This window comes from Nocardioides okcheonensis, from assembly GCF_020991065.1.
Taxonomy (GTDB): Bacteria; Actinomycetota; Actinomycetes; order Propionibacteriales; family Nocardioidaceae; genus Nocardioides; species Nocardioides okcheonensis.
Window position 1 is genome coordinate 3,535,433 of sequence record NZ_CP087710.1, and the last position, 22,081, is coordinate 3,557,513.

Annotated in this window: 22 protein-coding genes; 11 read left to right on the forward strand and 11 right to left on the reverse strand. The window is 71.7% G+C overall.

What is annotated here, in order from left to right; genetic code table 11:
• Positions 1-55: 55 nt before the first annotated feature.
• The 3 genes from tuf to LN652_RS17225 all read left to right on the forward strand — a co-directional run bounded on the left by tuf (position 56) and on the right by LN652_RS17225 (position 3,338).
• Positions 56-1,249 (forward strand): elongation factor Tu, encoded by a 1,194-nt coding sequence (tuf, locus tag LN652_RS17215; protein ID WP_211733383.1) that lies wholly within the window; start codon positions 56-58, stop codon positions 1,247-1,249.
• A gap of 190 nt (positions 1,250-1,439) precedes the next feature.
• Positions 1,440-2,729, forward strand: a complete 1,290-nt coding sequence (locus LN652_RS17220) for a hypothetical protein (protein ID WP_230441821.1) — start codon at positions 1,440-1,442, stop codon at positions 2,727-2,729.
• Between the two features lie 21 nt (positions 2,730-2,750).
• Positions 2,751-3,338 (forward strand): mismatch-specific DNA-glycosylase, encoded by a 588-nt coding sequence (locus tag LN652_RS17225; RefSeq protein WP_230441822.1) that lies wholly within the window; start codon positions 2,751-2,753, stop codon positions 3,336-3,338.
• A 12-nt stretch (positions 3,339-3,350) separates the two neighbouring features.
• Here LN652_RS17225 and LN652_RS17230 read toward each other — a convergent pair whose 3' ends face one another.
• From LN652_RS17230 to LN652_RS17275, 10 genes are read right to left on the reverse strand one after another with little or no spacing between them, the layout of a single operon-like run.
• Positions 3,351-3,776: a hypothetical protein gene (locus LN652_RS17230; RefSeq protein WP_230441823.1), complete on the reverse strand. Its 426-nt coding sequence runs from the start codon at positions 3,774-3,776 to the stop codon at positions 3,351-3,353.
• A 32-nt stretch (positions 3,777-3,808) separates the two neighbouring features.
• Positions 3,809-5,182 carry a transaminase gene (locus LN652_RS17235; RefSeq protein ID WP_230441824.1) on the reverse strand — a complete coding sequence of 458 codons (1,374 nt, stop codon included), beginning with the start codon at positions 5,180-5,182 and terminating at the stop codon, positions 3,809-3,811.
• Positions 5,179-6,633 (reverse strand): NAD-dependent succinate-semialdehyde dehydrogenase, encoded by a 1,455-nt coding sequence (locus LN652_RS17240; protein ID WP_230441825.1) that lies wholly within the window; start codon positions 6,631-6,633, stop codon positions 5,179-5,181. The genes LN652_RS17235 and LN652_RS17240 overlap by 4 nt, the downstream gene beginning before the upstream one ends.
• Entirely contained in the window at positions 6,630-7,985 is a 1,356-nt protein-coding gene (gabT, locus tag LN652_RS17245) for a 4-aminobutyrate--2-oxoglutarate transaminase (protein ID WP_230441826.1), read from the reverse strand. The genes LN652_RS17240 and gabT overlap by 4 nt, the downstream gene beginning before the upstream one ends.
• Positions 7,982-9,283 (reverse strand): saccharopine dehydrogenase family protein, encoded by a 1,302-nt coding sequence (locus tag LN652_RS17250; RefSeq protein WP_230441827.1) that lies wholly within the window; start codon positions 9,281-9,283, stop codon positions 7,982-7,984. Before LN652_RS17250 ends, gabT begins: the two co-directional genes overlap by 4 nt.
• A 7-nt stretch (positions 9,284-9,290) precedes the next feature.
• Positions 9,291-10,190: an ABC transporter permease gene (locus LN652_RS17255; protein WP_230441828.1), complete on the reverse strand. Its 900-nt coding sequence runs from the start codon at positions 10,188-10,190 to the stop codon at positions 9,291-9,293.
• A gap of 1 nt (position 10,191) precedes the next feature.
• Positions 10,192-11,112 carry an ABC transporter permease gene (locus LN652_RS17260; RefSeq protein WP_230441829.1) on the reverse strand — a complete coding sequence of 307 codons (921 nt, stop codon included), beginning with the start codon at positions 11,110-11,112 and terminating at the stop codon, positions 10,192-10,194.
• Complete coding sequence (locus tag LN652_RS17265; RefSeq protein WP_230441830.1) at positions 11,109-12,206, reverse strand: ABC transporter ATP-binding protein; 1,098 nt, start codon at positions 12,204-12,206, stop codon at positions 11,109-11,111. The genes LN652_RS17260 and LN652_RS17265 overlap by 4 nt, the downstream gene beginning before the upstream one ends.
• Position 12,207: 1 nt before the next feature.
• Positions 12,208-13,464, reverse strand: coding sequence for an ABC transporter substrate-binding protein (locus tag LN652_RS17270; protein ID WP_230441831.1), 1,257 nt, complete (start codon positions 13,462-13,464; stop codon positions 12,208-12,210).
• Positions 13,465-13,506: 42 nt separating this feature from the next.
• Entirely contained in the window at positions 13,507-14,952 is a 1,446-nt protein-coding gene (locus tag LN652_RS17275) for a gamma-aminobutyraldehyde dehydrogenase (protein ID WP_230441832.1), read from the reverse strand.
• Positions 14,953-15,172: 220 nt separating this feature from the next.
• Here LN652_RS17275 and LN652_RS17280 point away from each other — a divergent pair, with 220 nt between their 5' ends.
• From LN652_RS17280 to trmB, 3 genes are all read left to right on the forward strand, one after another.
• Positions 15,173-15,631, forward strand: a complete 459-nt coding sequence (locus LN652_RS17280) for an Lrp/AsnC family transcriptional regulator (protein ID WP_230441833.1) — start codon at positions 15,173-15,175, stop codon at positions 15,629-15,631.
• The gene (locus LN652_RS17285; RefSeq protein ID WP_230441834.1) at positions 15,628-17,019 is read left to right on the forward strand and encodes an aspartate aminotransferase family protein; all 1,392 of its coding nucleotides are present in this window, start codon (positions 15,628-15,630) and stop codon (positions 17,017-17,019) included. The genes LN652_RS17280 and LN652_RS17285 overlap by 4 nt, the downstream gene beginning before the upstream one ends.
• A 183-nt stretch (positions 17,020-17,202) precedes the next feature.
• Entirely contained in the window at positions 17,203-17,928 is a 726-nt protein-coding gene (gene trmB, locus LN652_RS17290) for a tRNA (guanine(46)-N(7))-methyltransferase TrmB (protein WP_230441835.1), read from the forward strand.
• A gap of 4 nt (positions 17,929-17,932) precedes the next feature.
• Here the strand turns inward: trmB and LN652_RS17295 are convergent, their stop codons facing one another.
• A complete protein-coding gene (locus tag LN652_RS17295) occupies positions 17,933-18,643 on the reverse strand; it encodes a tetratricopeptide repeat protein (protein ID WP_230441836.1) in 711 nt (236 codons plus the stop codon).
• A 52-nt stretch (positions 18,644-18,695) separates the two neighbouring features.
• Between LN652_RS17295 and LN652_RS17300 the strand changes: the two genes are divergently transcribed.
• The 5 genes from LN652_RS17300 (at position 18,696) to rplW (ending at position 22,072) form a co-directional block, all read left to right on the forward strand.
• On the forward strand, positions 18,696-19,535 hold the full coding sequence (locus tag LN652_RS17300) for an alpha/beta hydrolase (protein ID WP_230441837.1): 840 nt from the start codon (positions 18,696-18,698) through the stop codon (positions 19,533-19,535).
• Between the two features lie 386 nt (positions 19,536-19,921).
• Entirely contained in the window at positions 19,922-20,230 is a 309-nt protein-coding gene (gene rpsJ, locus LN652_RS17305; RefSeq protein ID WP_008360994.1) for a 30S ribosomal protein S10, read from the forward strand.
• A gap of 8 nt (positions 20,231-20,238) precedes the next feature.
• Entirely contained in the window at positions 20,239-20,916 is a 678-nt protein-coding gene (gene rplC / locus LN652_RS17310) for a 50S ribosomal protein L3 (RefSeq protein WP_230441838.1), read from the forward strand.
• Between the two features lie 2 nt (positions 20,917-20,918).
• Entirely contained in the window at positions 20,919-21,770 is an 852-nt protein-coding gene (gene rplD / locus LN652_RS17315) for a 50S ribosomal protein L4, sunset domain variant (protein ID WP_230441839.1), read from the forward strand.
• Positions 21,767-22,072, forward strand: coding sequence for a 50S ribosomal protein L23 (gene rplW, locus LN652_RS17320; RefSeq protein WP_186342465.1), 306 nt, complete (start codon positions 21,767-21,769; stop codon positions 22,070-22,072). The genes rplD and rplW overlap by 4 nt, the downstream gene beginning before the upstream one ends.
• Positions 22,073-22,081: the final 9 nt, after the last annotated feature.

Below are 22,081 nucleotides of genomic sequence, written 5' to 3' on the forward strand. Positions count from 1 at the left end.
ACCCAGCACCACCCCACACCCACGAGTCAAGTAACAACAATCAGGAGGAGCCCCAGTGGCTAAGGCGAAGTTCGAGCGGACCAAGCCGCACGTCAACATCGGCACCATCGGTCACATCGACCACGGCAAGACGACGCTGACCGCGGCGATCACCAAGGTGCTGCACGACAAGCACCCGGACCTCAACGAGGCTTCGGCGTTCGACCAGATCGACAAGGCTCCCGAGGAGCGCCAGCGCGGCATCACGATCTCGATCGCGCACGTCGAGTACCAGACCGAGACGCGCCACTACGCGCACGTCGACTGCCCCGGTCACGCCGACTACATCAAGAACATGATCACCGGTGCGGCGCAGATGGACGGCGCCATCCTGGTGGTCGCCGCCACCGACGGCCCCATGCCGCAGACCCGCGAGCACGTCCTGCTCGCCCGCCAGGTCGGCGTGCCCGCCCTGGTCGTCGCGCTCAACAAGTGCGACATGGTCGACGACGAGGAGCTCATCGAGCTCGTCGAGATGGAGGTGCGCGAGCTCCTCTCCGAGTACGAGTTCCCGGGCGACGACATCCCCGTCGTGCGCGTGGCGGCCTTCCCGGCCCTCCAGGGCGACGCCAAGTGGGGCGACTCGGTCGCCGAGCTCATGCAGGCCGTGGACGACTACATCCCGACCCCCGAGCGCGACACCGACAAGCCGTTCCTCATGCCCGTCGAGGACGTCTTCACGATCACCGGTCGTGGCACCGTCATCACCGGTCGCATCGAGCGCGGCATCGTCAAGGTGAACGAGGAGGTCGAGATCATCGGCATCCGCGAGGGCTCGCAGAAGTCCACCGTCACCGGTGTCGAGATGTTCCGCAAGCTCCTCGACGAGGGCCAGGCCGGTGAGAACGTCGGTCTGCTCCTCCGCGGCACCAAGCGCGAGGACGTCGAGCGCGGCATGGTCGTGATCAAGCCCGGCACCACCACCCCGCACACCAACTTCGACGCGTCGGTCTACATCCTGTCGAAGGACGAGGGTGGCCGTCACACGCCGTTCTTCAACAACTACCGTCCGCAGTTCTACTTCCGGACCACGGACGTGACCGGTGTCGTGACCCTGCCCGAGGGCACCGAGATGGTCATGCCGGGTGACAACACCGAGATGTCGGTCGAGCTCATCCAGCCCATCGCCATGGACGAGGGCCTCCGGTTCGCGATCCGTGAGGGTGGCCGCACCGTCGGCGCCGGCCGCGTCACCAAGATCACCAAGTGAGCTGAGCCGCCGCCCCGACGCAGTCGGGGCGGCGGACCTCAGCCAGGTCGAGCAGCCCCGCGACTGAGCCTGCGAAGTCGCGACGAGGGCGTGTCGAGACCAGGTTGATCCACACCGAGACCCCGTCTCCCGCAAGGGAGGCGGGGTCTCGTGCGTCCGGGGGACCGCGCGGTCGCCTAGGGTGGCCGCCGTGGACGAGGGGGAGCGCGCCGCACGGCGCGAGGAGCTGCGCCAGGAGCGGCTGCGCCACTACCGGCGCCTGGGCACCGGCACGACGATCATCACCAGCCCGCGGCGTCCGGTCGCGGCGGACGACGGGGGATCGGGCGCCCCGGGGATCCACGACGACCGCCGCCCGCTCGTCGGGTGCGTGACGGCGGCGCTCGCCGTGGTCTACGTCGGCCGCCTGATCGACGAGGCGCTGCTCTCGCGCGCCGACCTCGTCGTGCCGCTCCGGATCGTGTTCGTGGCCGCGATCCTCGGAGTCGTCGGCTCGGTGTGGTCGATGGTGAGGCTGGGCCGGGGGAAGGCGGTGGCGGCCGAGGAGGTCGCCGTGCCGTGGCAGGACGTCGTCGAGGGCCTGCGGCTGGGCTCGGTCGAGCCTGGCAACCCGGCGTGGCCGCTCGCCGCGTCCGTCGTCGAGGAGGTGCGCCCGCTGGTGCGGGCCGCGATGTCCGACGCCCGCACGGAGGAGCGGATGACCCGCATCCGGGAAGCCGGTGCGCTGGTGCACGCGACCAGCGAGGAGTGGCGTGAGCGGCGGGCCCGGCACGCCGACGCCTCACCGCTCGACCGGCTGCCGCCGCTCGTCGGACCGACGCTCGCGGAGGCGTCGGCCGCGAGCGACGCCGCCTCGGACGAGGCGGTGGCTCGGCTCGGGGCGGTCGACCACGACGTCGACTTCGAGCACTGGGCGCGGCGCCGCGCGGGGATGTACGCCCGCCGCACCGGCCCCGTCCAGCAGGTGCAGGACCCGCGGGCGCCCCTCGCCGACGCCACCTTCCGCGTCGAGTCGGGTCGGCGTCGGGCGCGGTGGGCCGGGCGTGCCTTCGCCGCCGCGGTGGTCGTCACGGCGGTCGTGCTGCTCACCGGTCACCCGTGGGCCTCGACGGTGCCCGCGGCCGTGAGCCTGGTGCTCGCCGGTGCCCTCGGCCGCCTTGTCCCCCGCGACCCGGCGGTCCTCACCACGACGCTTCCGCCGGGGGTGGCGCTGGCCTGGCGCGACTACCTCGACGCGGTGGCCTACGTCGACTCGGGCACCGCGAGCGTCACCACGGTGGAGGCGATCCGCGGCTGCGAGCAGCGGGTCCGCGCGCTCGTCCTCGAGCTGTCGGCGCCGAGCCTGTCGGCGGCGGACGCCCCGGTCCTCACCGCCGAGCTGCACCGGCTGTGCAGCGGCGTGTGGACCCTGGTCGGGCAGGAGCGGGCCGAGGAGCGGCTGCTCGACGACCTCGACGGGCCCGACGGGCACCGCGCCTGACGACGCGGGCAGGATGGGGCCATGGGATTCACCAGGGCAGAGCTGGAGTCCTTCCGCGACACCGAGGTCCCCGACCTGCTGCCGGCGCCCGGCCGGCCGCTGCGGCTGCTCTTCGTCGGCATCAACCCGGGGCTGTGGACCGCGGCGGTCCAGACCCACTTCGCCCGTCCCGGCAACCGGTTCTACCCGGCGCTGCTGGAGGCCGGGATCATCGACCGGCCCGTCGACCCGGCGGCCGGCATGACCGACGCCGACCGGGAGGCGTTGCGGGAGCGGGGGATCGGCATCACCAACGTCGTCGCCCGCGCGACCGCCCGGGCCGACGAGCTCACCGCCGAGGAGCTGCGCGCCGGCGGCGAACGGCTGCGCCGCCTGGTCGCCGAGCGCGAGCCGGGGGTCGTCGCGGTCGCCGGCATCACCGCCTACCGCACGGCGTTCGGCGAGCGGAAGGCGCAGGTCGGCGAGCAGCCGTCGCCGTGGGGAACCTCGCGGGTCTTCGTCGTGCCCAACCCGTCGGGCCTCAACGCCCACGACACGGTCGCCACCCTCGCGGTGGCCTACGCCGGTGCGGCGCGGGCGGCCGGGTTGCTGCCGGACGCCCGCGGCTGACAGGCGGCGCGCTCAGGCCGCCCAGCGCCGGGGGAGCAGGCCGGCGTCCTCGAGCAGGTCCTCGATCCGTTCGCGCTCGCGGTCGAGCTCGGTGCCGGGCGGCAGCACCGCCAGCAGGTGGGGCACCTCGACCATCTCGGCGACCTCGCCGAGCACGTGGTCGTAGGCCTGGCGACAGCCCTCCCACTTGGCGAACCGCATCCCGCCCCGGTTGAACGCACCGTGCAGGCGCCGCAGGTCGGCGACCACGTCCTCGATCGGGCGCCGCAGCACGCGGACCTCGGCGCCGGGCCGCCAGCGGGCGAACCGCCGCAGCAGCCGGGCCGCCGCACGGTAGGTCCGCCAGCGCTCCACGTCGCCCGTGCACACCGCCACCACGACCGGGGGCAGCCCGATCGCGAGGACCAGCAGGACCACGACCTGGAGCCAGTCGCGCATGGGAGAACCGTACGCCGCGGAGGCGGCGGCCGTCATCCGACGAGCGCCTCCACGGCACCCCGGAAGGCCGAGGTGTGGGCGTCGACGTCGGCCCGGGTGTGGGACGGCGCGAAGAGCGACATGTTGTGGAACGGTGCGAGCAGCACGCCCCGGTTGACCGTCCAGAGGTGGAAGAACGCGTCGAGCTCCTCGTCGACGGCGGCGGCCGCCTCGGCGCCGGCGCGCGGGGGAGGGCAGAACCAGTACTCCGCCCGGCAGCCCAGCCGCTGCACGTGCCACGGCAGCCCGTGCTCCGCGATCACCTCGCTGATGCCCGCGGTGAACGACTCGGCGAGCGGGATCGCGACGTCGAAGTCCTCCTGGCGCAGCGCGGTCGAGAGCGTCGCCCGGACCGCGGCCATCGCCAGCGCCGAGCCGGACAGGGTGCCGCCGACGCCGGCGACGTCGATGTCGTGGCCGAGCATCGGTCCCTCGAGGCGGGAGGCCACCTCGTCGGTCATGCCGTAGGCGGCGACCGGGATGCCACCACCGATCGGCTTGCCGATGACCACCAGGTCGGGCTCGAGCCCCCACGCGGCGGTGGCGCCGCCGGGACCGGCGCAGATGGTGTGCGTCTCGTCGTTGACGAGCAGGACGCCGTGGCGTCGGGTCACCTCCCGGACGCCGGCGAGGTAGCCCTCGTCGGGCAGCACGATGCCGATGTTGGTGAGGGCCGGCTCCATCAGCAGGCACGCGATGTCGCCCTCGGACAGGCGCCGGTCGAGCGCGTCGAGGTCGTTGAACGGCACGACCGCGGTGGTGACCGACACGTCGACCTGCGGGCCGAGCGCGCCGGGGCGCGGCACCACCCGGTCGCCGGCCCGGCCGTGCTCGAGCACGCCGAGGGTCTCGTCGACCGTGCCGTGGTAGCACCAGTCCATCACCGCGATCCGCGGTCGGCCGGTGAGGTGGCGGGCGAAGCGCAGCACGAAGCGGTTGGCGTCGGTGGCGGTCATCGCCATCTGCCAGCGGGGCAGCCCGAAGCGGCGGCTCAGCTCGCCGGCCACCCAGGCGGCGTCGGTCGAGGGGAGCATCGTGGTGATGCCGCGCTCGGTGCGCTCGCGGACCGCCTCGGCGACGGCCGGGAGGCAGTGGCCGGTCATCGAGCCGGTGTCGCCGAGGCAGAGGTCGACGTAGTCGAGGCCGTCCACGTCGGTGAAGCGGCCGCCGGCGGCGGACTCGACGAAGAGCGGGAACGACCCGGGCCAGCGGGTCATCCACGGCATCGGCACGCCGGCGAGCAGGTGCCGGCCGGCCTCGTCGGCGAGCCGGGCCGAGGTGGGGTGGAGGTCGACGAAGCGCTGCTCCTCCTCGGCGTGCAGGGCGGCCAGCCGGGCCCGGTCGACGGGCACGGCGCCCTCGATCACAGCGCGCTCCCGACGTACTTGGTCTCGAGGTACTCCTCGATGCCCTCGAAGCCGCCCTCCCGCCCGAAGCCCGAGTGCTTGACCCCGCCGAACGGGGCGGCCGGGTTGGAGACGATGCCGGTGTTGACGCCGACCATGCCGAAGTCGAGCGCCTCGCTGACCCGGAGCACGCGGGCGTGGTCGCGGGTGAAGACGTAGGCGACCAGGCCGTACTCGGTGTCGTTGGCACGTGCGAGCGCCTCGTCCTCGTCGGTGAACGTGGTGACGGGGGCGACCGGACCGAAGATCTCCTCGCGCAGCAGCCGCGCGGACGGCGGCACGTCGACGAGCACGGTCGGCGGGTAGAAGTGGCCGGGGCCGTCCGGGACCTCGCCGCCCACCAGGGCGCGGGCACCTCCGGACACGGCGTCGTGGACCAGGTCGTGCACGCCGGTGCGGGCCTTGTCGGTGATGAGGGGTCCGACGTCGACGCCGTCACGGGTGCCGTCGCCGACGGTGAGGGCGCCCATCCGCCCGGCCAGCCGGGAGGAGAACTCCTCGGCCACCGACTCGTGGACCAGGAACCGGTTGGCCGACGTGCAGGCCTCACCGATGTTGCGCATCTTGGCGAGCATCGCGCCGTCGACGGCGGCGTCGAGGTCGGCGTCCTCGAAGACGAGGAACGGCGCGTTGCCGCCGAGCTCCATCGAGACCCGCAGCAGCTGGTCGGAGGCCTGGGCCACGAGCACCTTGCCGACGGCGGTGGAGCCGGTGAAGGTGAGCTTGCGCAGCCGCGGGTCGCGGATGATCGGCTCGCACACGCCACCGGAGTCGGTGGTGGTGAGCACGTTGAGCACCCCGGCGGGGAGCCCGACCTCCTCGAGCAGTGCGGCGAGCGCCAGCATCGTCAGCGGTGTCTCGGCGGCGGGCTTGACGACCATCGTGCACCCGGCGGCGATGGCCGGTCCGATCTTGCGGGTGCCCATGGCCAGCGGGAAGTTCCAGGGCGTGATCATCAGGGTCGGGCCGACGGGGCCCTTCATGGTGATCAGCCTGGTCCCGCCGGCCGGCGCCTCGGAGTAGCGGCCGTGGATGCGGACCGCCTCCTCGGAGAACCAGCGGAAGAACTCCGCGCCGTAGGCCACCTCGCCGCGCGCCTCGGCCAGGGTCTTGCCCATCTCGAGGGTCATCAGCCGGGCGAAGTCGTCGGCGCGCTCGGTGAGCAGCTCGAAGGCGCTGCGCAGCACCTCACCGCGCTTGCGCGGCTCGGTCGCGCGCCACTCGCGCTGCGCCTCGGCGGCGGCTGCGAGGGCCCGTTCGCCGTCGCCGGGGGTGGCGTCGGCGACGCTCGCCAGCACCTGCTCGTCGGCGGGGTTGAGCACGTCGAAGGTGGCACCGCCGGTGGCGTCGACCCAGCTGCCGCCGATGAGCAGCTGGTGGGGGACGGACTGGAGCACGCTCTCGCTGGTCATTTCTCCACCTTGCCAGCCACGGCCGCGTCGAAGGCGGCCTCGAAGACGTCGAGCCCCTCGGCGAGCAGGTCGTCGCCGATGGCGAGCGGCGGCAGGAACCGGAAGACGTTGCCGAAGGTCCCGCAGGTCAGGGTGACGAGGCCCTCCGCGGAGCACGCCCGGTGCACGGCGCCGGCGAGGGCGGCGTCGGGTGTGCGGCCGGGGCCGTCGGAGACGAGCTCCAGCGCCAGCATCGCGCCGCGGCCGCGGATGTCGCCCACCCGGTCGGGGTGACGTGCGGCGATCGCCTCGAGGCGGGGCAGGAACGCCTTCTCGATCTCGCGGGCGCGCGCCGGCAGGTCCTCGGCCTCCATCGTCCCGATCGCGGCGAGCGCCGCGGCGCACGCCACGGGGTTGCCGCCGTAGGTGCCGCCGAGCCCGCCGACGTGGACGGAGTCCATCACGTCCGCGCGCCCGGTCACCGCGGCCAGGGGGAGGCCTCCGGCCATGCCCTTCGCGGTCGTGACGAGGTCGGGCACCACGCCCTCGTGGTCGCTGGCGAACCAGTCGCCGGTGCGGGCGAAGCCGGTCTGGATCTCGTCGGCGATGAAGAGGACGTCGTGCTCGCGGCACCAGTCGGCGACGCGGCGCAGCCAGCCCGGCGGCGGGACGATGAAACCGCCCTCGCCCTGGATCGGCTCGATCAGCACCGCGGCGCAGTTGTCCTCGCCGACCTGCGCGTGGACGGTCGTCACGAAGGCCTCGAACGCCTCGTCGGCGCAGGCCTCGGGCCCACCCGGCCAGCGGTAGGGGTAGGCCATCGGCGCGCGGTAGATCTCGCCCGCGAACGGGCCGAAGCCGTGCTTGTAGGGCATGTTCTTCGCGGTCAGCGCCATCGTCAGGTTGGTGCGGCCGTGGTAGGCGTGGTCGAACACGACGATGGCGTCGCGCCCGGTGTGGTGGCGGGCGACCTTGACGGCGTTCTCGACGGCCTCGGCCCCGGAGTTGAAGAGGGCCGAGCGCTTCTCGTGCCCACCGGGCGTGAGGTCGGCGAGCTTCTCGCAGACCGCGACGTACTCCTCGTAGGGGGTCACCATGAAGCAGGTGTGGGTGAAGTCGGCGACCTGCCGCTGCACCGCGTCGACGACCCGCGGCGCGGCGTTGCCGACCGTGGTCACCGCGATGCCCGAGCCGAAGTCGATCAGCTGGTTGCCGTCGACGTCGCGGAGCACGCCGCCGCCGGCCTGCTCGACGTAGACCGGCAGCGTGGTCCCGACGCCGGCGGAGACCGCGGCGACCTTGCGCGCCTGGAGCTCGCGCGAGCGCGGGCCCGGGATCTCGGTGGCGAGGATGCGTTCCTGCGAGAGCGTCATGACAGGTCCTTTCCGGAGGGGCGGTCCTCCATCCCCCAGGGGGATCCGTACCCCTCGGGCTTCGGTGCGGCGAGCAGGTCGAGGAAGGGCTTGGGGGGAAGCGCCTCGGGACCGAGCACGCCGGTGCCCGACCAGGTGCCGTCGGCGAGCAGCTCGAGCGCGACGACGGGGTTGATCGCGGTCTGCCAGACCACGCACTGCGCGCCGTAGTCGCGCATCGAGTCGGCGTTGTCGACGACGTGGTAGAGGTACGTCGCGCGGGGCGCGCCGTCCTTGCCGGTGCCGGTGACCCACAGCCCGGCACAGGTCTTGCCCTCCATCCGCGGCCCGATGGTCGCCGGGTCGGGCAGGCAGGCGGCGACGACGTCGCGCGGGGACACCTCGACGCCCTTGACCGTGACCGGCTCCGTCGAGTCCAGGCCGAGGGTGTGCAGGGTGCGCAGGATGCCGATCATCTCCTCGCCCAGGCCGTACTTGAAGGTCACCCGGTCCGCCTCGACCCAGCGCGGCATGAGGAGCACCTCCTCGTGCTCGACGTGCACGCACTCGACCGGTCCGATGCCCTCGGGGAAGTCGAAGACCTCAGGCTCGGAGAACGGCGGGAGGGTGAAGAAGCCCCGCTCGACGTCGCCGCCGGCCCGCTCGCGCTCCCACACCACCGGCGGGTTGAGGCACTCCTCGATGATCGTCCACATCGAGAAGCCGGGCGCGAAGACCTCGTTGCCGTCGTCGTCGCGGATGACCAGGTTGGCGCCGTCGCGGGTGCCGAGCTCCTCGATGTGGTCGAAGAGCTCGTCGGCGGCGTAGCGGGCGAACACGTCGGAGAGGCCGGGCTCGACGCCGATGCCGAGCAGCGCGAGCCGCCCGGCGGACTCCCACTCGCCGGCGCGGGCGAGCTGCTCGTCGCCGAGCTTGACGCCCACCTCCTCGTAGGGTCGCTCCGGGTGGCGCACCGACAGGCTCATCGCCATGTCGAGGTAGTCGGCGTCCGCGGCCAGCGCGCCGGTGAAGATCGGCATCACGAAGCGCGGGTCGACGGCGTTGAAGACGTGGGTGGCCCGCACCTCGCGGGCCAGTGCGGCGACCGCGTCGGCGTCGGAGGCGTCGACCTGCGCGGCGCTGAACCGCTCGTCGCCGGGGCGTCGCCCGCGCGCCGCGGCGACGGTGCGCTCGGCGCGGGCGAGGTCGTAGTCGGCCACCACCCACGCCTCGAAGTAGTCACGCTCGACGGCGATCCGCGCGGCGGCGTCGCCGACGCCACCCGCACCCACCATGAGCACGCGCATGGGTCGGTCCATCAGGGGTTCACTCCTTGGTCCTGGACGCGCGCAGCGAGCTGACGACCTGCGCGCCGACGACGAGCAGCACTGCGATCACGAACATCGAGAAGCCGATGACGTTGGCCTCGGCCGGGATGCCACGCCGCGACGCGACGTAGACGAACTTGGGGAACGTGTTCTCGTTGCCGGAGACGAAGTTGGTGATGATGAAGTCGTCGAAGGACAGCGAGAACGCGAGCATGGCGGCGCCGAGGATGCCGGGCAGGATCAGCGGGAAGGTGACCTTCCAGAAGGTCTCCATCGGACCCGCGTAGAGGTCCTGCGCCGCCTCCTCGATGCGTGGGTCGAGCGACTGGATCCGGGCCTTCACCGTGACCACGACGAAGCTCAGGCAGAACATGATGTGGGCGAAGACGATCGTCCAGAAGCCCAGGCTGATGCCGATGTTGGTGAAGCCCTGCACGAAGATCGTCAGCAGCGCGGCACCCATGACGATCTCGGGGGTGGCCATCGGCACGAAGATCAGCACGTTGCTGGCCGCCTTGCCGCGGAAGCGGTAGCGCACCATCGCCAGCGCCATCAGCGTGCCCAGCACCGTGGCCACCACCGTGGAGATCGCCCCGACCTGCAGCGAGACGACCAGCGACTCGCAGGCACCGTCCACGCGGCACGGGTCGGCCCAGTGCTTGGTGGTGAAGCCCTGCCAGACGATGTTGGTCTTGCCGTGGTCGTTGAAGGAGAACGCGAAGGTGTAGGCGACCGGCAGGAACAGGTAGAGCAGGACGAGGATCGCCGACAGCATCGCGAAGTGGTTGGCCAGCCACAGCTGGGCCCGCTTCGCCGCCGAGGGGCGGTAGGCCGGGCTGCCGCCCGACGGTCCCGGGGCGCCCGGAGCCGTGGCGCGGGAGGTCGTGGTCGCGGTCATCTCACACCAGCTCCTCGGTGCCGAAGCGGCGGACGTAGAGGAAGACCATCACCAGGATCGCGGCCATCAGGGTGAACGAGAGCGCAGCCGCGACCGGGTAGCCGCCCGGGATCGCGAGGAACTGGTCGTTGATGACGTTGCCGACCATCTTCCCGCGCTGGGGGCCGAGCAGCTCCATGTTGACGAAGTCGCCGGCCGCCGGGATGAAGGTCAGCAGCGTGCCGGCGAGGACGCCCGGCATCGACATCGGCAGGGTGACGGTCCGGAACGTGGTGAACCCGTTGGCGTAGAGGTCGCCCCCGGCCTCGATGACCCTCGGGTCGGCGCGCTCGAGCGAGGCGTAGATCGGCAGCACCATGAACGGGAGGAAGTTGTAGGTCAGGCCCGCGACCACCGCGACCGGGGTGTTGATGATGTGGCCGCCGGGCAGCAGGTGCAGGAAGTCCAGGCTGCGCACCACCCAGCCCTCGTCGGCGAGGATCTGCGACCACGCGAAGGTGCGCAGGATGAAGGAGGTGAAGAACGGCGCGACGACGCAGATCATCATCAGGTTGCGCCACTTGCCGGCCTTGAACGCCATCGCGTAGGCCAGCGGGTAGGCGACCACGAAGGCGAGGAACGTCGCGAGCCCGGCGTAGACGAACGAGCGAGCGAAGTGCGGCGCGTAGTCGGTGAGGGCGCTGGCGTAGTTCTCGAAGTTGAGGTCGCGGTAGTAGTAGCCGGGGAAGCCGGGGTAGCGGCTCTGCAGGCTCACCGCGGCGAGCTGGACCAGCGGCAGGATGAAGAAGACGCCGAGCCACAGCACGCCGGGGAGCAGCAGCAGGTAGGCGGTCCAGCTGCGCTTCTCCGTCTCCGGCGCGGGCGGCGTCGGGTGGACCGACGGGTCGCCCGCGACCTGCGAGACCTGGGCGAGGGAGCTCATGAGGCGACCGGCACGCCGAAGGCGTGGCCCGGGTTCCAGGTCAGCCAGACCTCGTCACCCGGCCGGAGGTCGAGCGGCTCGACGTCGAGGTTCTGCTCGTAGCAGCTCCAGGTCGCGCCGCTCGGCATGTCGACCAGGTAGCTCGTCGCGACCCCGAGGAACGAGACGTCGCGGACGACCCCCTTGACGTCGTTGCCGACCCCGTCGGGCTGCTTGCGCGAGACGGTCACCTTCTCGGGGCGTACGCCGAAGAGCAGGTTGCCCTCGTGGACCTGCGAGCGGGACTTGAGGATCTGCACCTTGGTGCCGAGCACGTCGGCCACGACGCGGTCGCCGTCCGTGGCCTCGATGGTGCCCTCGCCGATGTTGGCCTGGCCGAGGAAGTTGGCCACGAAGCGGGTGCGGGGCAGGTCGTAGAGGGCGGCCGGCGGACCCATCTGCTCGATGCGCCCCTTGTTCATCACCGCGACCGTGTCGGCCATGGTCATGGCCTCCTCCTGGTCGTGGGTGACGTGGATGAAGGTGAGCCCCACCTCGGTCTGGATCCGCTTGAGCTCGACCTGCATCTCGCGGCGCAGCTTGAGGTCGAGCGCGCCGAGCGGCTCGTCGAGGAGGAGCACCTCGGGGTGGTTGACCAGCGCGCGGGCCAGCGCGACGCGTTGCTGCTGGCCGCCCGAGAGCTGGGACGGCTTGCGGGTGGCGAACTGGGTCATCTGCACCAGCTCGAGCGCCTCGTCGGCACGCCGGTTGGCGTCCTTGTCCTTGCGCCGCCGCGGTCCGAAGGCGACGTTGTCGCGGATCGTCAGGTGCGGGAAGAGCGCGTAGGACTGGAACACCGTGTTGACCGGCCGCTCGTAGGGCCGCGAGCCGGTGAGGTCGGTGTCGCCGATGCGCACCCGGCCGACGGTGGGCTGCTCGAGCCCGGCGACCATGCGCAGGGTCGTCGTCTTGCCGCAGCCGGACGGGCCGAGCAGGGCGAAGAACGACCCCCGGGGGACGGTCAGGTCGATGTCGTCGACGGCGGTGAAGTCGCCGAACGACTTGGTCACGCCCTCGAGCAGGAGGTCGCCACGGGCCTCGCGGAATCCAGCCATGTCAGTTCCCCATCACCTTGGTGGACCACAGGTCGGCGTACTCGATCTCCTCGTCGGCGTCGAGAGCGCGGAACTGCTGGATGTTGGACTCCGAGATGAAGTCGGCGGTGGGGAAGATCCACTGGCTCTCGGCGAGGTCCGGGTCGATCTTCTCCATCTCCGCCTGCGCCCCGTCGACGGGACAGACGTAGTTCACCCAGGCCGCGACCTGCGCCGCGACGGCCGGGTCGTAGTAGTAGTCCATGAGCTTCTGGGCGTTGCGGCGGTGCGTGGCGGTGATCGGCACCATCAGGTTGTCCGACCACAGGGTGCCGCCGGACTCGGGGATCGTGAAGGTCCACGACGGGTCCTCGGTGTCGGCGGCGAGGACGAAGATGTCGCCGCTCCACGTGATGCCGGCGACGGCGTTGCCGCTGGTGAGGTCCTCCAGGTAGGAGTTGCCCTTCACCTTGCGGATGTAGCCGTCCTCGATCTTGCCCTCGATGAAGTCGAGCGCCTTCTCGAACTCGGTCCGGCCCCAGTCGCTGGTGATGTCGACGCCCTGGGACTGCATCACGAGGGCGGCGGTGTCGCGGAACTCGGAGAGCACGACGATGCGCCCCTTGAGGTCGTCGGCCCACAGGTCGTCGAGCGACTTGAGCTCGCGGCCGACCTTGTCGCGGTTGTAGCCGATGCCGGCGAAGCCGCTCTGCCAGGTGATGGAGTAGTTGCGGCCGGGGTCGAAGCTGACCTCCTTGAGCGGCTGCAGCAGGTGCGTCACGACGTTCGGCATCTCGATCAGCTGCAGCGGCTGGCAGAGCTGGTCGCGGATGACGCGGCCCGCCATCCAGTCGGTGAAGGTGAAGATGTCGCGGTCGATGCTCTGGTCGGCGCGCAGCTGGGGGGCGACCTTGGCGTAGTAGGAGTCGTTGTCGTCGACGTCCTCGCTGTAGCTCACCGTGATCCCGGTCTGCTCCTCGAACGCGGTGAGCGTCGGCGAGCTCGTCTCCTTGCCGTTGAGGTCGAGGTAGGCCGTCCAGTTGGCCCACTTCAGGATCTTCTCGGTGTCCGAGACGTCCTTCGGCAGGTCGAGGCTGGCCAGGCTGCCCGAGCCCGTCGGCGGCTCGGGCGGCGCGCAGCCGCTGAGCGCCACGCCGGCGCCCGTGGCCAGGCCCGTGCCGAGCAGCGCCCGGCGGCTCAGGCCGCCCGACGCGGCGCGGGTCAGGGCGGCGGCCGGCTCCGAGAGGTGGCGCCGCGATCGGCGGGGGATCGGTGTCATGTCGTGGTCCTTCGCTCGGGCCCGAAGCTCTGGTGGGTCGTGTCAGCTCTCGATGTTCGCCATGACGTGCTTGACGCGGGTGTAGTCCTCGAAGCCGTACATCGAGAGGTCCTTGCCGTAGCCGGACTTCTTGTAGCCGCCGTGCGGCATCTCCGCGACCAGCGGGATGTGGGTGTTGATCCACACGCACCCGAAGTCGAGGGCCTTCGACATCCGCATGGCGCGACCGAAGTCCTTGGTCCACACCGAGGACGCGAGTCCGTAGTCGACACCGTTGGCCCAGCGGACCGCCTCGGCCTCGTCGCCGAACTGCTGCACGGTGATGACCGGGCCGAAGATCTCGTCCTGGATCGCCTCGTCGTCCTGGCGCAGGCCCGAGAGCACGGTCGGCTCGAGGTAGTAGCCCGCGCCGAGGTCCGTGCGTCGGTTGCCGCCGGCCGCGACGCTGGCGTGCGACGGCAGGTTCTCGATGAAGCCGCTCACCCGCGCCAGCTGGGTGGCGTTGTTGACCGGGCCGAACAGCGCGTCCGCGTCGTCGGGCAGGCCCACGGGGGCCTGGGTGCGGGCGTAGTCGGCGAGCGCGGCGACGAACTCGTCGTGGATCCCCGGCGCGACCAGCACGCGCGTGGCGGCGGTGCAGTCCTGCCCGGCGTTGAAGTAGCCCGCGATCGCGATGCCCTCGACCGCGGCCTCGATGTCGGCGTCGTCGAAGACCACGACCGGCGCCTTGCCGCCGAGCTCGAGGTGGACGCGCTTGAGGTTCGGGGCGGCGCTGGCGGCCACCTCGGCGCCGGCGCGCACCGAGCCGGTGATCGCGACGAGACCGGGGGTGCGGTGCTCGACGAGCAGCCGGCCGGTCTCGCGGTCGCCGGTGACGACGTTGAGGGTGCCGGCGGGCAGGTGCTCCGCGGCGATCTCGGCCAGGCGCAGGGTGCTCTCGGGCGTGGTGTCGCTGGGCTTGAGGACGACGGTGTTGCCGGCTGCGAGCGCGGGCCCGATCTTCCAGACCGCCATCAGCAGCGGGTAGTTCCACGGCGTGACCTGGCCGACCACGCCGATCGGCTCGCGCCGGATCCACGACGTGTGCCCCGCCATGTACTCGCCCGCGGCCTTGCCCTCCAGCACCCGGGCGGCCCCGGCGAAGAAGCGCAGCTGGTCGACCATCGGCGGGATCTCCTCGCTCGCCGTGAGCGCCTTGATCTTGCCGGTGTTGGCCGACTCGAGGTCGATGAGCTCCTCGGCGTGCGACTCGATCGCGTCGGCGATCTTCAGCAGCGCCTGCTGGCGCTCGCTCGGGGTGGTGCTGCCCCACTCGCCGAAGGCGCGGTCGGCGGCCTCGTAGGCCGCGTCGACGTCGTCGGCCCCGCTGACCGGCGCGGTCGCGACCACCTGCCCGGTGGACGGGTCGACGACGTCGGTCGTGGCCGGGCCCCGGGCGTCGACGTAGGTGCCACCGATGAAGTTGCGCAGCGTGCGTGGGCTGGTCACGACGAAGTCCTCCCGGTCGGGTGCGGTGAAGGGAGACTAGGACGACGCGCGGGCAATCTCCATAGTTCGTCCGAAGGAAACTGCGGGAATCGCGGATTCCTTGACAGCAGATTGCGGAATCCGTGCCGTGGTACTTGCGATGAGGCGCTGCGCACAGCACGATGTGCGGCATGACCGAGCGCAGCGAGCGATTCGTGCGGCCCCCGACGCAGGTGCGGCGATGAGCGACGGAGGGGTGCGCCTCGACGCGACCGCCAAGCGGATCATCGAGCTGCTGCAGGAGGACGGGCGGATCTCCTACGCCGCGATCGCCAAGGCGGTCGGCCTCTCGGAGGCAGCCGCACGCGCCCGGGTGCAGAAGCTGCTGGACTCCGACGTCATGCAGGTCGTCGCGGTCACCGACCCCACGCAGGTGGGCTTCACCCGGCAGGCGATGATCGGCATCCGCACGCACGGCGACCCGGGGCAGGTCGGTGACCTGCTCGCCCAGATCGACGAGGTCGACTACGTCGTCACCACGGCCGGCAGCTTCGACCTCCTCGTCGAGGTCGTCTGCGAGGACGACCCGCACCTCCTCGAGGTCATGCGACAGGTCCGGGAGCTCGAGGGAGTGGTCTCCTCCGAGACCTTCGTCTACCTCAAGCTCAACAAGCAGCACTACAACTGGGGAACGCGATGAGCATCCAACCCTCCCTCGACGAGTCCTTCGACTACCAGGGCTCCGGCCGCGACCACCTGTGGTTGCACTTCACCCGCCACTCGACCTACGAGAAGGGCGGCGAGATGCCGCTCATCGTCCGCGGCGAGGGGCACAAGATCTGGGACAGCCACGGCCACGAGTACATCGACGGCCTCGCCGGCCTGTTCGTCGTCCAGGTCGGACACGGGCGCGACGAGCTGGCCGAGGCCGCGGCGCGGCAGGCCAAGGAGCTGGCGTTCTTCCCGCTGTGGTCCTTCGCGCACCCGCGGGCCGTCGAGCTGGCCGACCGGATCGCCGCGATGGCCCCCGGCGACCTCAACCGGGTGTTCTTCACCACCGGCGGGGGCGAGGCGGTCGAGTCGGCCTGGAAGCTGGCCAAGCAGTACTACAAGATGACCGGCAGGCCCAACAAGCACAAGGTGATCTCGCGGGCCGTCGCCTACCACGGCACCCCGCAGGGCGCGCTCTCCATCACCGGCATCCCGCCGCTGAAGGAGATGTTCGAGCCGCTCGTCCCGGGCGCGCACAAGGTGCCCAACACCAACTTCTACCGCCGCCCCGACTACCTCGGCGACGACGAGAAGGCCTTCGGTCGCTGGGCCGCCGACCGGATCGCCGAGGCGATCGAGTTCGAGGGCCCCGACACCGTCGCCGCGGTGTTCCTCGAGCCGGTGCAGAACGCCGGCGGCTGCTTCCCGCCCCCGCCCGGCTACTTCGAGCGGGTCCGCGAGATCTGCGACGAGTACGACGTGCTGCTGGTCTCCGACGAGGTGATCTGCGCGTTCGGGCGCGTCGGCGAGATGTTCGGTGCCAGCGAGTTCGGCTACCAGCCCGACATCATCACCTGCGCCAAGGGCATGACCTCGGGCTACTCGCCGATCGGCGCGATGATCGCCAGCGACCGGCTCTTCGAGCCGTTCAAGTCCGGCACCACGCTCTTCGCCCACGGCTACACCTTCGGCGGGCACCCCGTGTCGTCGGCGGTCGCGATGGCGAACCTCGACATCTTCGAGCGCGAGGGCCTCACCGACCACGTCCAGCAGAACGCGCCGGCCTTCCGGGCCACCCTGGAGAAGCTGCTCGACATCCCGATCGTCGGCGACGTCCGGGGCCACGGCTACTTCTACGGCATCGAGCTGGTCAAGGACCGCGAGACCAAGGAGACCTTCAACGACGAGGAGTCCGAGCGCCTGCTCCGCGGCTACCTCTCCGGGGCGCTCTTCGACGCCGGGCTCTACTGCCGGGCCGACGACCGCGGCGACCCGGTCATCCAGCTCGCGCCGCCGCTGATCATCGGCCAGCCCGAGTTCGACGACATCGAGCAGCGCCTGCGCGGCGTGCTGACGGGAGCCCTCGAGCGGATGTGAGGGAAGCCCTCGAGCGGGGGTGAGGGGAATCCCCAGCACTCGCGCTCGGCGCCCGACGTCGTCTGGACCGACGAGCGAGCAAGCGTGACGAGCGCAGCGAGGCAGCGCCGTCGAGCGAGGAGGGAAGACGACGTCTCCGGGGGCGCCGAGCACGCGCGAGCGGAGCGAGCGCAAAATAGGACCGTGAACGACGTCGTACGCCCCGCTCGCCCGCACCTCAAGCTGACCGAGGACGGGCGCCGCATGAGGGAGGTGCTCACCTACTCGCGCCGTGGCAGCCGCTTCACGCCGCGGCAGGCCGAGGCGTGGGCGGCCCACCAGGCCGACTGGGTGATCCCCGACGAGGCGGTCGACCGGCCCGACTTCGACCTCGCCGAGCGGTTCGGACGCAGGGCGCCGCTGATCGTGGAGATCGGGTCGGGCATCGGCGAGGCGACGGCCGTGCTGGCGGCCGCGCGCCCGGACCACAACGTGCTGGCGCTGGAGGTGTGGCGCCCGGGCGTGGCCGACTCGCTGTGGCGGGTGGCCGAGGCCGGCGCGGACAACGTCCGCTTCTGCTCGGTCGACGCCGTGTGGTCCCTGGAGCACCTGCTCGCCCCGGGCAGCCTCACCGAGCTCTGGACCTTCTTCCCCGACCCGTGGCGCAAGACCAAGCACCACAAGCGGCGCCTGGTGAACCCGGCCAACGCCGCGCTCGCGTCGTCGCGGCTGGTGCCCGGGGGAGCGTGGCGGCTGGCCACCGACTGGGCCGACTACGCCGAGCAGATGCGCGAGGTGCTCGACGCCGAGCCGACGCTCGAGGGCGGGCCGGTCGAGCGGTGGTCCGAGCGTCCGGTGACGCGGTTCGAGCGCAAGGGCGTCGACGTCGGCCGGGACATCGTCGACTACTGCTACCGCCGGCGCGCCTGAGCCGTCACTCGCCGAGGAGGTCCAGCTCCTCGTCGACGTAGGGGTCCTCCTCGCCGACGGCCTCGAGCTCGGCCCTGAGCGCGAGCTGCGCGGCGCGCGCCTCGTCGGTGCGTCCGAGGTGGCGCAGCGACCACGCCACCATCCATCGCGCGACCCGGGTGCGGGCCGGGTCGCCGATCCGCTGGCGGGCCGCGAGGGCCTGCTCGAAGATGGGGAGCGCCGCGGCGTGGTCGCCGGCGTCGGCGTGCACCATCGCGATGTTGTGGAGCAGGGACGCGTCCCAGTCGCGGGCGGCCGGGTCCGACGCGGCCAGCGCACGGGCCAGCGCACGCTCGTTCGCCGCCAGCGCCTCGTCCGGCCCCGCGACCAGTGCGACCATGTGGAGCGCGTCGACCTCCAGCTCCTCGAGGCCGGTCGCCGCGGCGCGCGCCGCGGCCTCCTCGAACCGGGGGCGTGCGGCCGCCGCGTCCCCGGCCGACCGCAGCAGCCGGCCGCGCTCGAGGGCCACCCGCACCGCGGCCTCGTCGTCGGTGGTCGGGAGGGGGTCGAGGACGGCGTGGCCCTCGGCGTAGCGCTCCTGCAGGCCGAGCGCGCGGGCCACCTGGGTCCGGGCGTGGGTCGCAGCCGGCTCGGCGGCGGCGTCGGCGTGCGCACGGAAGCGCTGCTCGCTGGCGGCGGGGTCGTCGAAGTCCCAGAGGTCGCGCAGGCTCGCCATGGCGCGAGCGTAGGCCTCGACGGGGCGTCGGCGCCTCCCTATCCTCGGGAGCGTGCGGGGACGCGGGGGAGCGGTACGCCGGGCGACGGCCACGACGACGCTGGTGGCCTGCCTGGGCCTGGCCGGCTGCTCGCCGGCGACCGACGGCGGCGCGGCGGGGCCCGACGCGTCCGCCCCGAGCGCGTCGGTCGACGCCACCACCGCGCTGCGCGAGCGCTGCCTGTCGGCGATCCCCGACGACGCCGAGCTGGAGGCCCTCACCCTCCCCGGCCGGACCGGGGGAGAGGTCGAGGCGGCGCGCATCGGCCCCGCGACCAGCGACACGGTCGCGGTGCTGCTGCCGCAGATCAGCGGGCTGTGCGGCTGGGGTCGGTGGGCCGCGGCCGCCGCCGGGCAGGCCGGGATCACCTCCCTGCTGGTCAACCCCTGCGGCTACGGGGAGTCCACCTGCCCCGACGACGCGGACGCCGACCCGCTCAACGAGGTCGCGCCGGCCGTCGCGCGGGCACGGGACGAGCTCGGCGCGTCCCGCGTGGTCCTGCTCGGCACCTCGATGGGCGGGTCGCTCACCGTGATGGCGGTCGCCGCGGGGGCCGACGTCGATGCCTGGGCCGACGTCTCCGGCCCCCCGGCGTGGGAGGGCACCGACCTCGCCGACCTCGGTCCGCGGCTCGCCGCGGGCGGGGTGCCCGACGGCCTGGTGGTGATGGCGCCCAGTGACGGCGACGCGATCTTCGCGGCCGCCCGCGACCTCGCCCGCGCCGCCGGCGTACCCTTCGTGGCGGGCCGCTCCGGTCACGGCTGGGAGCTGCTCGTGGACCCGGTCGAGGGCACCGCGACCCGCATCGGCAGGCGGCTGGTCGCGCTCGCGGCGGACACCGACGCCGGGTGACACGTCCCTCACCGGACGGCCCCGTGCTCCGATTTGGTGTGTGCTCGCTGCGTCTGCCAAGATGTTCCGGTTGCTCCGGCGGGTCGCCGGGGCGCGGCACACCTTGACTTCTGAATCGCGTCTCCTTGATCGAAACAGTCGTCTGCGTGCACCGCGCCAGGTCACGACAGTGATCGGAGACCCGACCAGATCCGACAACCGTCGGGTGCCACCCAGAGAAACACCGCTTCCCGCAGGGGACGTGTCACGGCCGGAATCTCGGTTCCAGCCCACGACACGCCCGACCGCGGGGGTCGGAGGGTGGAGGAGAGACAGGCGGCGCCGGCCCACCGGGGCAGGGCGCTGAGACCAGACCAGGCGTACGAGATCGAAGAGGACAGGGACCTATGGCGGGACAGAAGATCCGCATCAGGCTCAAGGCCTATGACCACGAGGTGATCGACACCTCGGCGCGGAAGATCGTGGACACCGTCACCCGTACGGGTGCGAAGGTCGCCGGCCCTGTGCCGCTGCCGACCGAGAAGAACGTGTACTGCGTCATCCGTTCGCCCCACAAGTACAAGGACTCCCGCGAGCACTTCGAGATGCGCACCCACAAGCGCCTGATCGACATCATCGACCCGACGCCGAAGACCGTCGACTCGCTGATGCGTCTCGACCTGCCCGCCGGTGTCGACATCGAGATCAAGCTCTGAGGCGCGACATGGCTAAGACTTTCGAACGCAACGTGAAGGGCCTGCTGGGCACCAAGCTCGGCATGACCCAGCTCTGGGACGAGAACAACAAGGTCGTCCCCGTGACCGTCATCGCGGCGAGCACCAACGTCGTGACCCAGGTCCGCCAGCCCGAGGTGGACGGCTACAACGCCATCCAGGTCGGCTTCGGCGAGATCGAGGCGCGCAAGGTGAACTCCCCGGAGGCCGGACACTTCACCAAGGCCGGGGTCACCCCCCGCCGCCACGTGGTGGAGATCCGCACCGCCGACGCCGCCGGCTACACCGTGGGCCAGGAGCTCGGGGTCGACACCTTCGCCGCCGGCGAGGAGATCGACGTCACCGGCACCAGCAAGGGCAAGGGCTTCGCCGGAACCATGAAGCGTCACGGCTTCTCCGGTGTCTCCGCCTCCCACGGTGCCCACCGCAACCACCGCAAGCCCGGCTCCATCGGCGCGTGCGCCACGCCGGGTCGCGTGTTCAAGGGCACCCGGATGTCGGGCCGCATGGGCAACGACACGGTGACCACCCAGAACCTGACGGTGCACGCCGTCGACGCCGAGAAGGGCCTGATCCTCGTGAAGGGTGCCGTCCCCGGCCCCAAGAACGGTCTCGTGGTCCTCCGCTCGGCCGCCAAGAGCACCACCAACTCTGGCAAGGAGGCCTGAGCATGGCTGTCAAGACCGTCAAGGTCGACCTCCCGGCCGAGATCTTCGACGTCGAGGTCAACATCCCCCTGATCCACCAGGTCGTCGTGGCCCAGCAGGCCGCTGCGCGTCAGGGCACCCACGCCACCAAGACCCGCGGCGAGGTCCGCGGCGGTGGCCGCAAGCCCTACAAGCAGAAGGGCACCGGCCGCGCCCGCCAGGGCTCGACCCGCGCCCCGCAGTTCGCCGGCGGTGGCACCGTCCACGGCCCGCAGCCGCGCGACTACTCGCAGCGCACCCCCAAGAAGATGAAGGCCGCCGCCCTGCGCGGTGCCCTCTCCGACCGGGCCCGCAACGGCCGCGTGCACGTCGTCGACTCGCTGGTATCGGGTGACAAGCCCTCCACCAAGGGTGCGCTCGCCGCGCTGACGTCGCTGACCGACCGCGTGGGCTACCTCGTCGTGCTCGAGCGCTCCGACGCCCTCACCTGGCTCTCGCTGCGCAACGCGCCCGAGGTCCACATCGTCGCCGTCGACCAGCTCAACACCTACGACGTGCTGGCCGCCGACGACGTGGTCTTCACCAAGGGTGCCTACGACGTCTTCGTGGGCGGTTCGTCCGCCCCGGCCGCTGCGGCCGAGAAGCCGGCCGCCACCGAGACCACCGACACCCCGGAGCTCCCGGCGGGCGCCAAGGCCCCGCTGAAGAGCGGCAAGAACCCGAAGGGCTTCGAGGTCCTCGGCAAGACGTCGGGCGTCTACCTCGTCGAGGGCGACGCCGACTACGACGCCGCCGGCGGCGACTTCTGGTTCAAGTCCGTCGAGGACGCCGAGGCTGCCGGCCTCACCCGTGCCGAGAAGGAGAGCGACAAGTGAGCACCCTGCACAAGGACCACCGCGACGTCCTGATCGCGCCGGTCGTGTCGGAGAAGAGCTACGGCCTGCTCGACGCCAACAAGTACACCTTCATCGTCCACCCGGACGCCAACAAGACCGAGATCAAGATCGCGGTCGAGAAGGTCTTCGACGTCAAGGTCACCTCGGTCAACACGATCAACCGCCAGGGCAAGACGCGTCGCACCCGCTACGGCCTGGGCAAGCGTCCCAACACCAAGCGCGCGATCGTCAGCCTCGCCGAGGGTCACCGCATCGACATCTTCGGAGGTCCGGTCTCCTGACCGGGCTCG

Bases quoted from the DNA above. Each gene is read 5' to 3' on its own strand.
- LN652_RS17225 (WP_230441822.1), top strand. From the start codon at position 2,751: ATGGGATTCACCAGGGCAGAGCTGGAGTCCTTCCGCGACACCGAGGTC.
- LN652_RS17230 (WP_230441823.1), bottom strand. From the start codon at position 3,776: ATGCGCGACTGGCTCCAGGTCGTGGTCCTGCTGGTCCTCGCGATCGGG.
- LN652_RS17240 (WP_230441825.1), bottom strand. From the start codon at position 6,633: ATGACCAGCGAGAGCGTGCTCCAGTCCGTCCCCCACCAGCTGCTCATC.
- gabT (WP_230441826.1), bottom strand. From the start codon at position 7,985: ATGACGCTCTCGCAGGAACGCATCCTCGCCACCGAGATCCCGGGCCCG.
- LN652_RS17250 (WP_230441827.1), bottom strand. From the start codon at position 9,283: ATGGACCGACCCATGCGCGTGCTCATGGTGGGTGCGGGTGGCGTCGGC.
- LN652_RS17255 (WP_230441828.1), bottom strand. From the start codon at position 10,190: ATGACCGCGACCACGACCTCCCGCGCCACGGCTCCGGGCGCCCCGGGA.
- LN652_RS17260 (WP_230441829.1), bottom strand. From the start codon at position 11,112: ATGAGCTCCCTCGCCCAGGTCTCGCAGGTCGCGGGCGACCCGTCGGTC.
- LN652_RS17265 (WP_230441830.1), bottom strand. From the start codon at position 12,206: ATGGCTGGATTCCGCGAGGCCCGTGGCGACCTCCTGCTCGAGGGCGTG.
- LN652_RS17270 (WP_230441831.1), bottom strand. From the start codon at position 13,464: ATGACACCGATCCCCCGCCGATCGCGGCGCCACCTCTCGGAGCCGGCC.
- LN652_RS17280 (WP_230441833.1), top strand. From the start codon at position 15,173: ATGAGCGACGGAGGGGTGCGCCTCGACGCGACCGCCAAGCGGATCATC.
- LN652_RS17285 (WP_230441834.1), top strand. From the start codon at position 15,628: ATGAGCATCCAACCCTCCCTCGACGAGTCCTTCGACTACCAGGGCTCC.
- LN652_RS17295 (WP_230441836.1), bottom strand. From the start codon at position 18,643: ATGGCGAGCCTGCGCGACCTCTGGGACTTCGACGACCCCGCCGCCAGC.
- rpsJ (WP_008360994.1), top strand. From the start codon at position 19,922: ATGGCGGGACAGAAGATCCGCATCAGGCTCAAGGCCTATGACCACGAG.
- rplC (WP_230441838.1), top strand. From the start codon at position 20,239: ATGGCTAAGACTTTCGAACGCAACGTGAAGGGCCTGCTGGGCACCAAG.
- rplD (WP_230441839.1), top strand. From the start codon at position 20,919: ATGGCTGTCAAGACCGTCAAGGTCGACCTCCCGGCCGAGATCTTCGAC.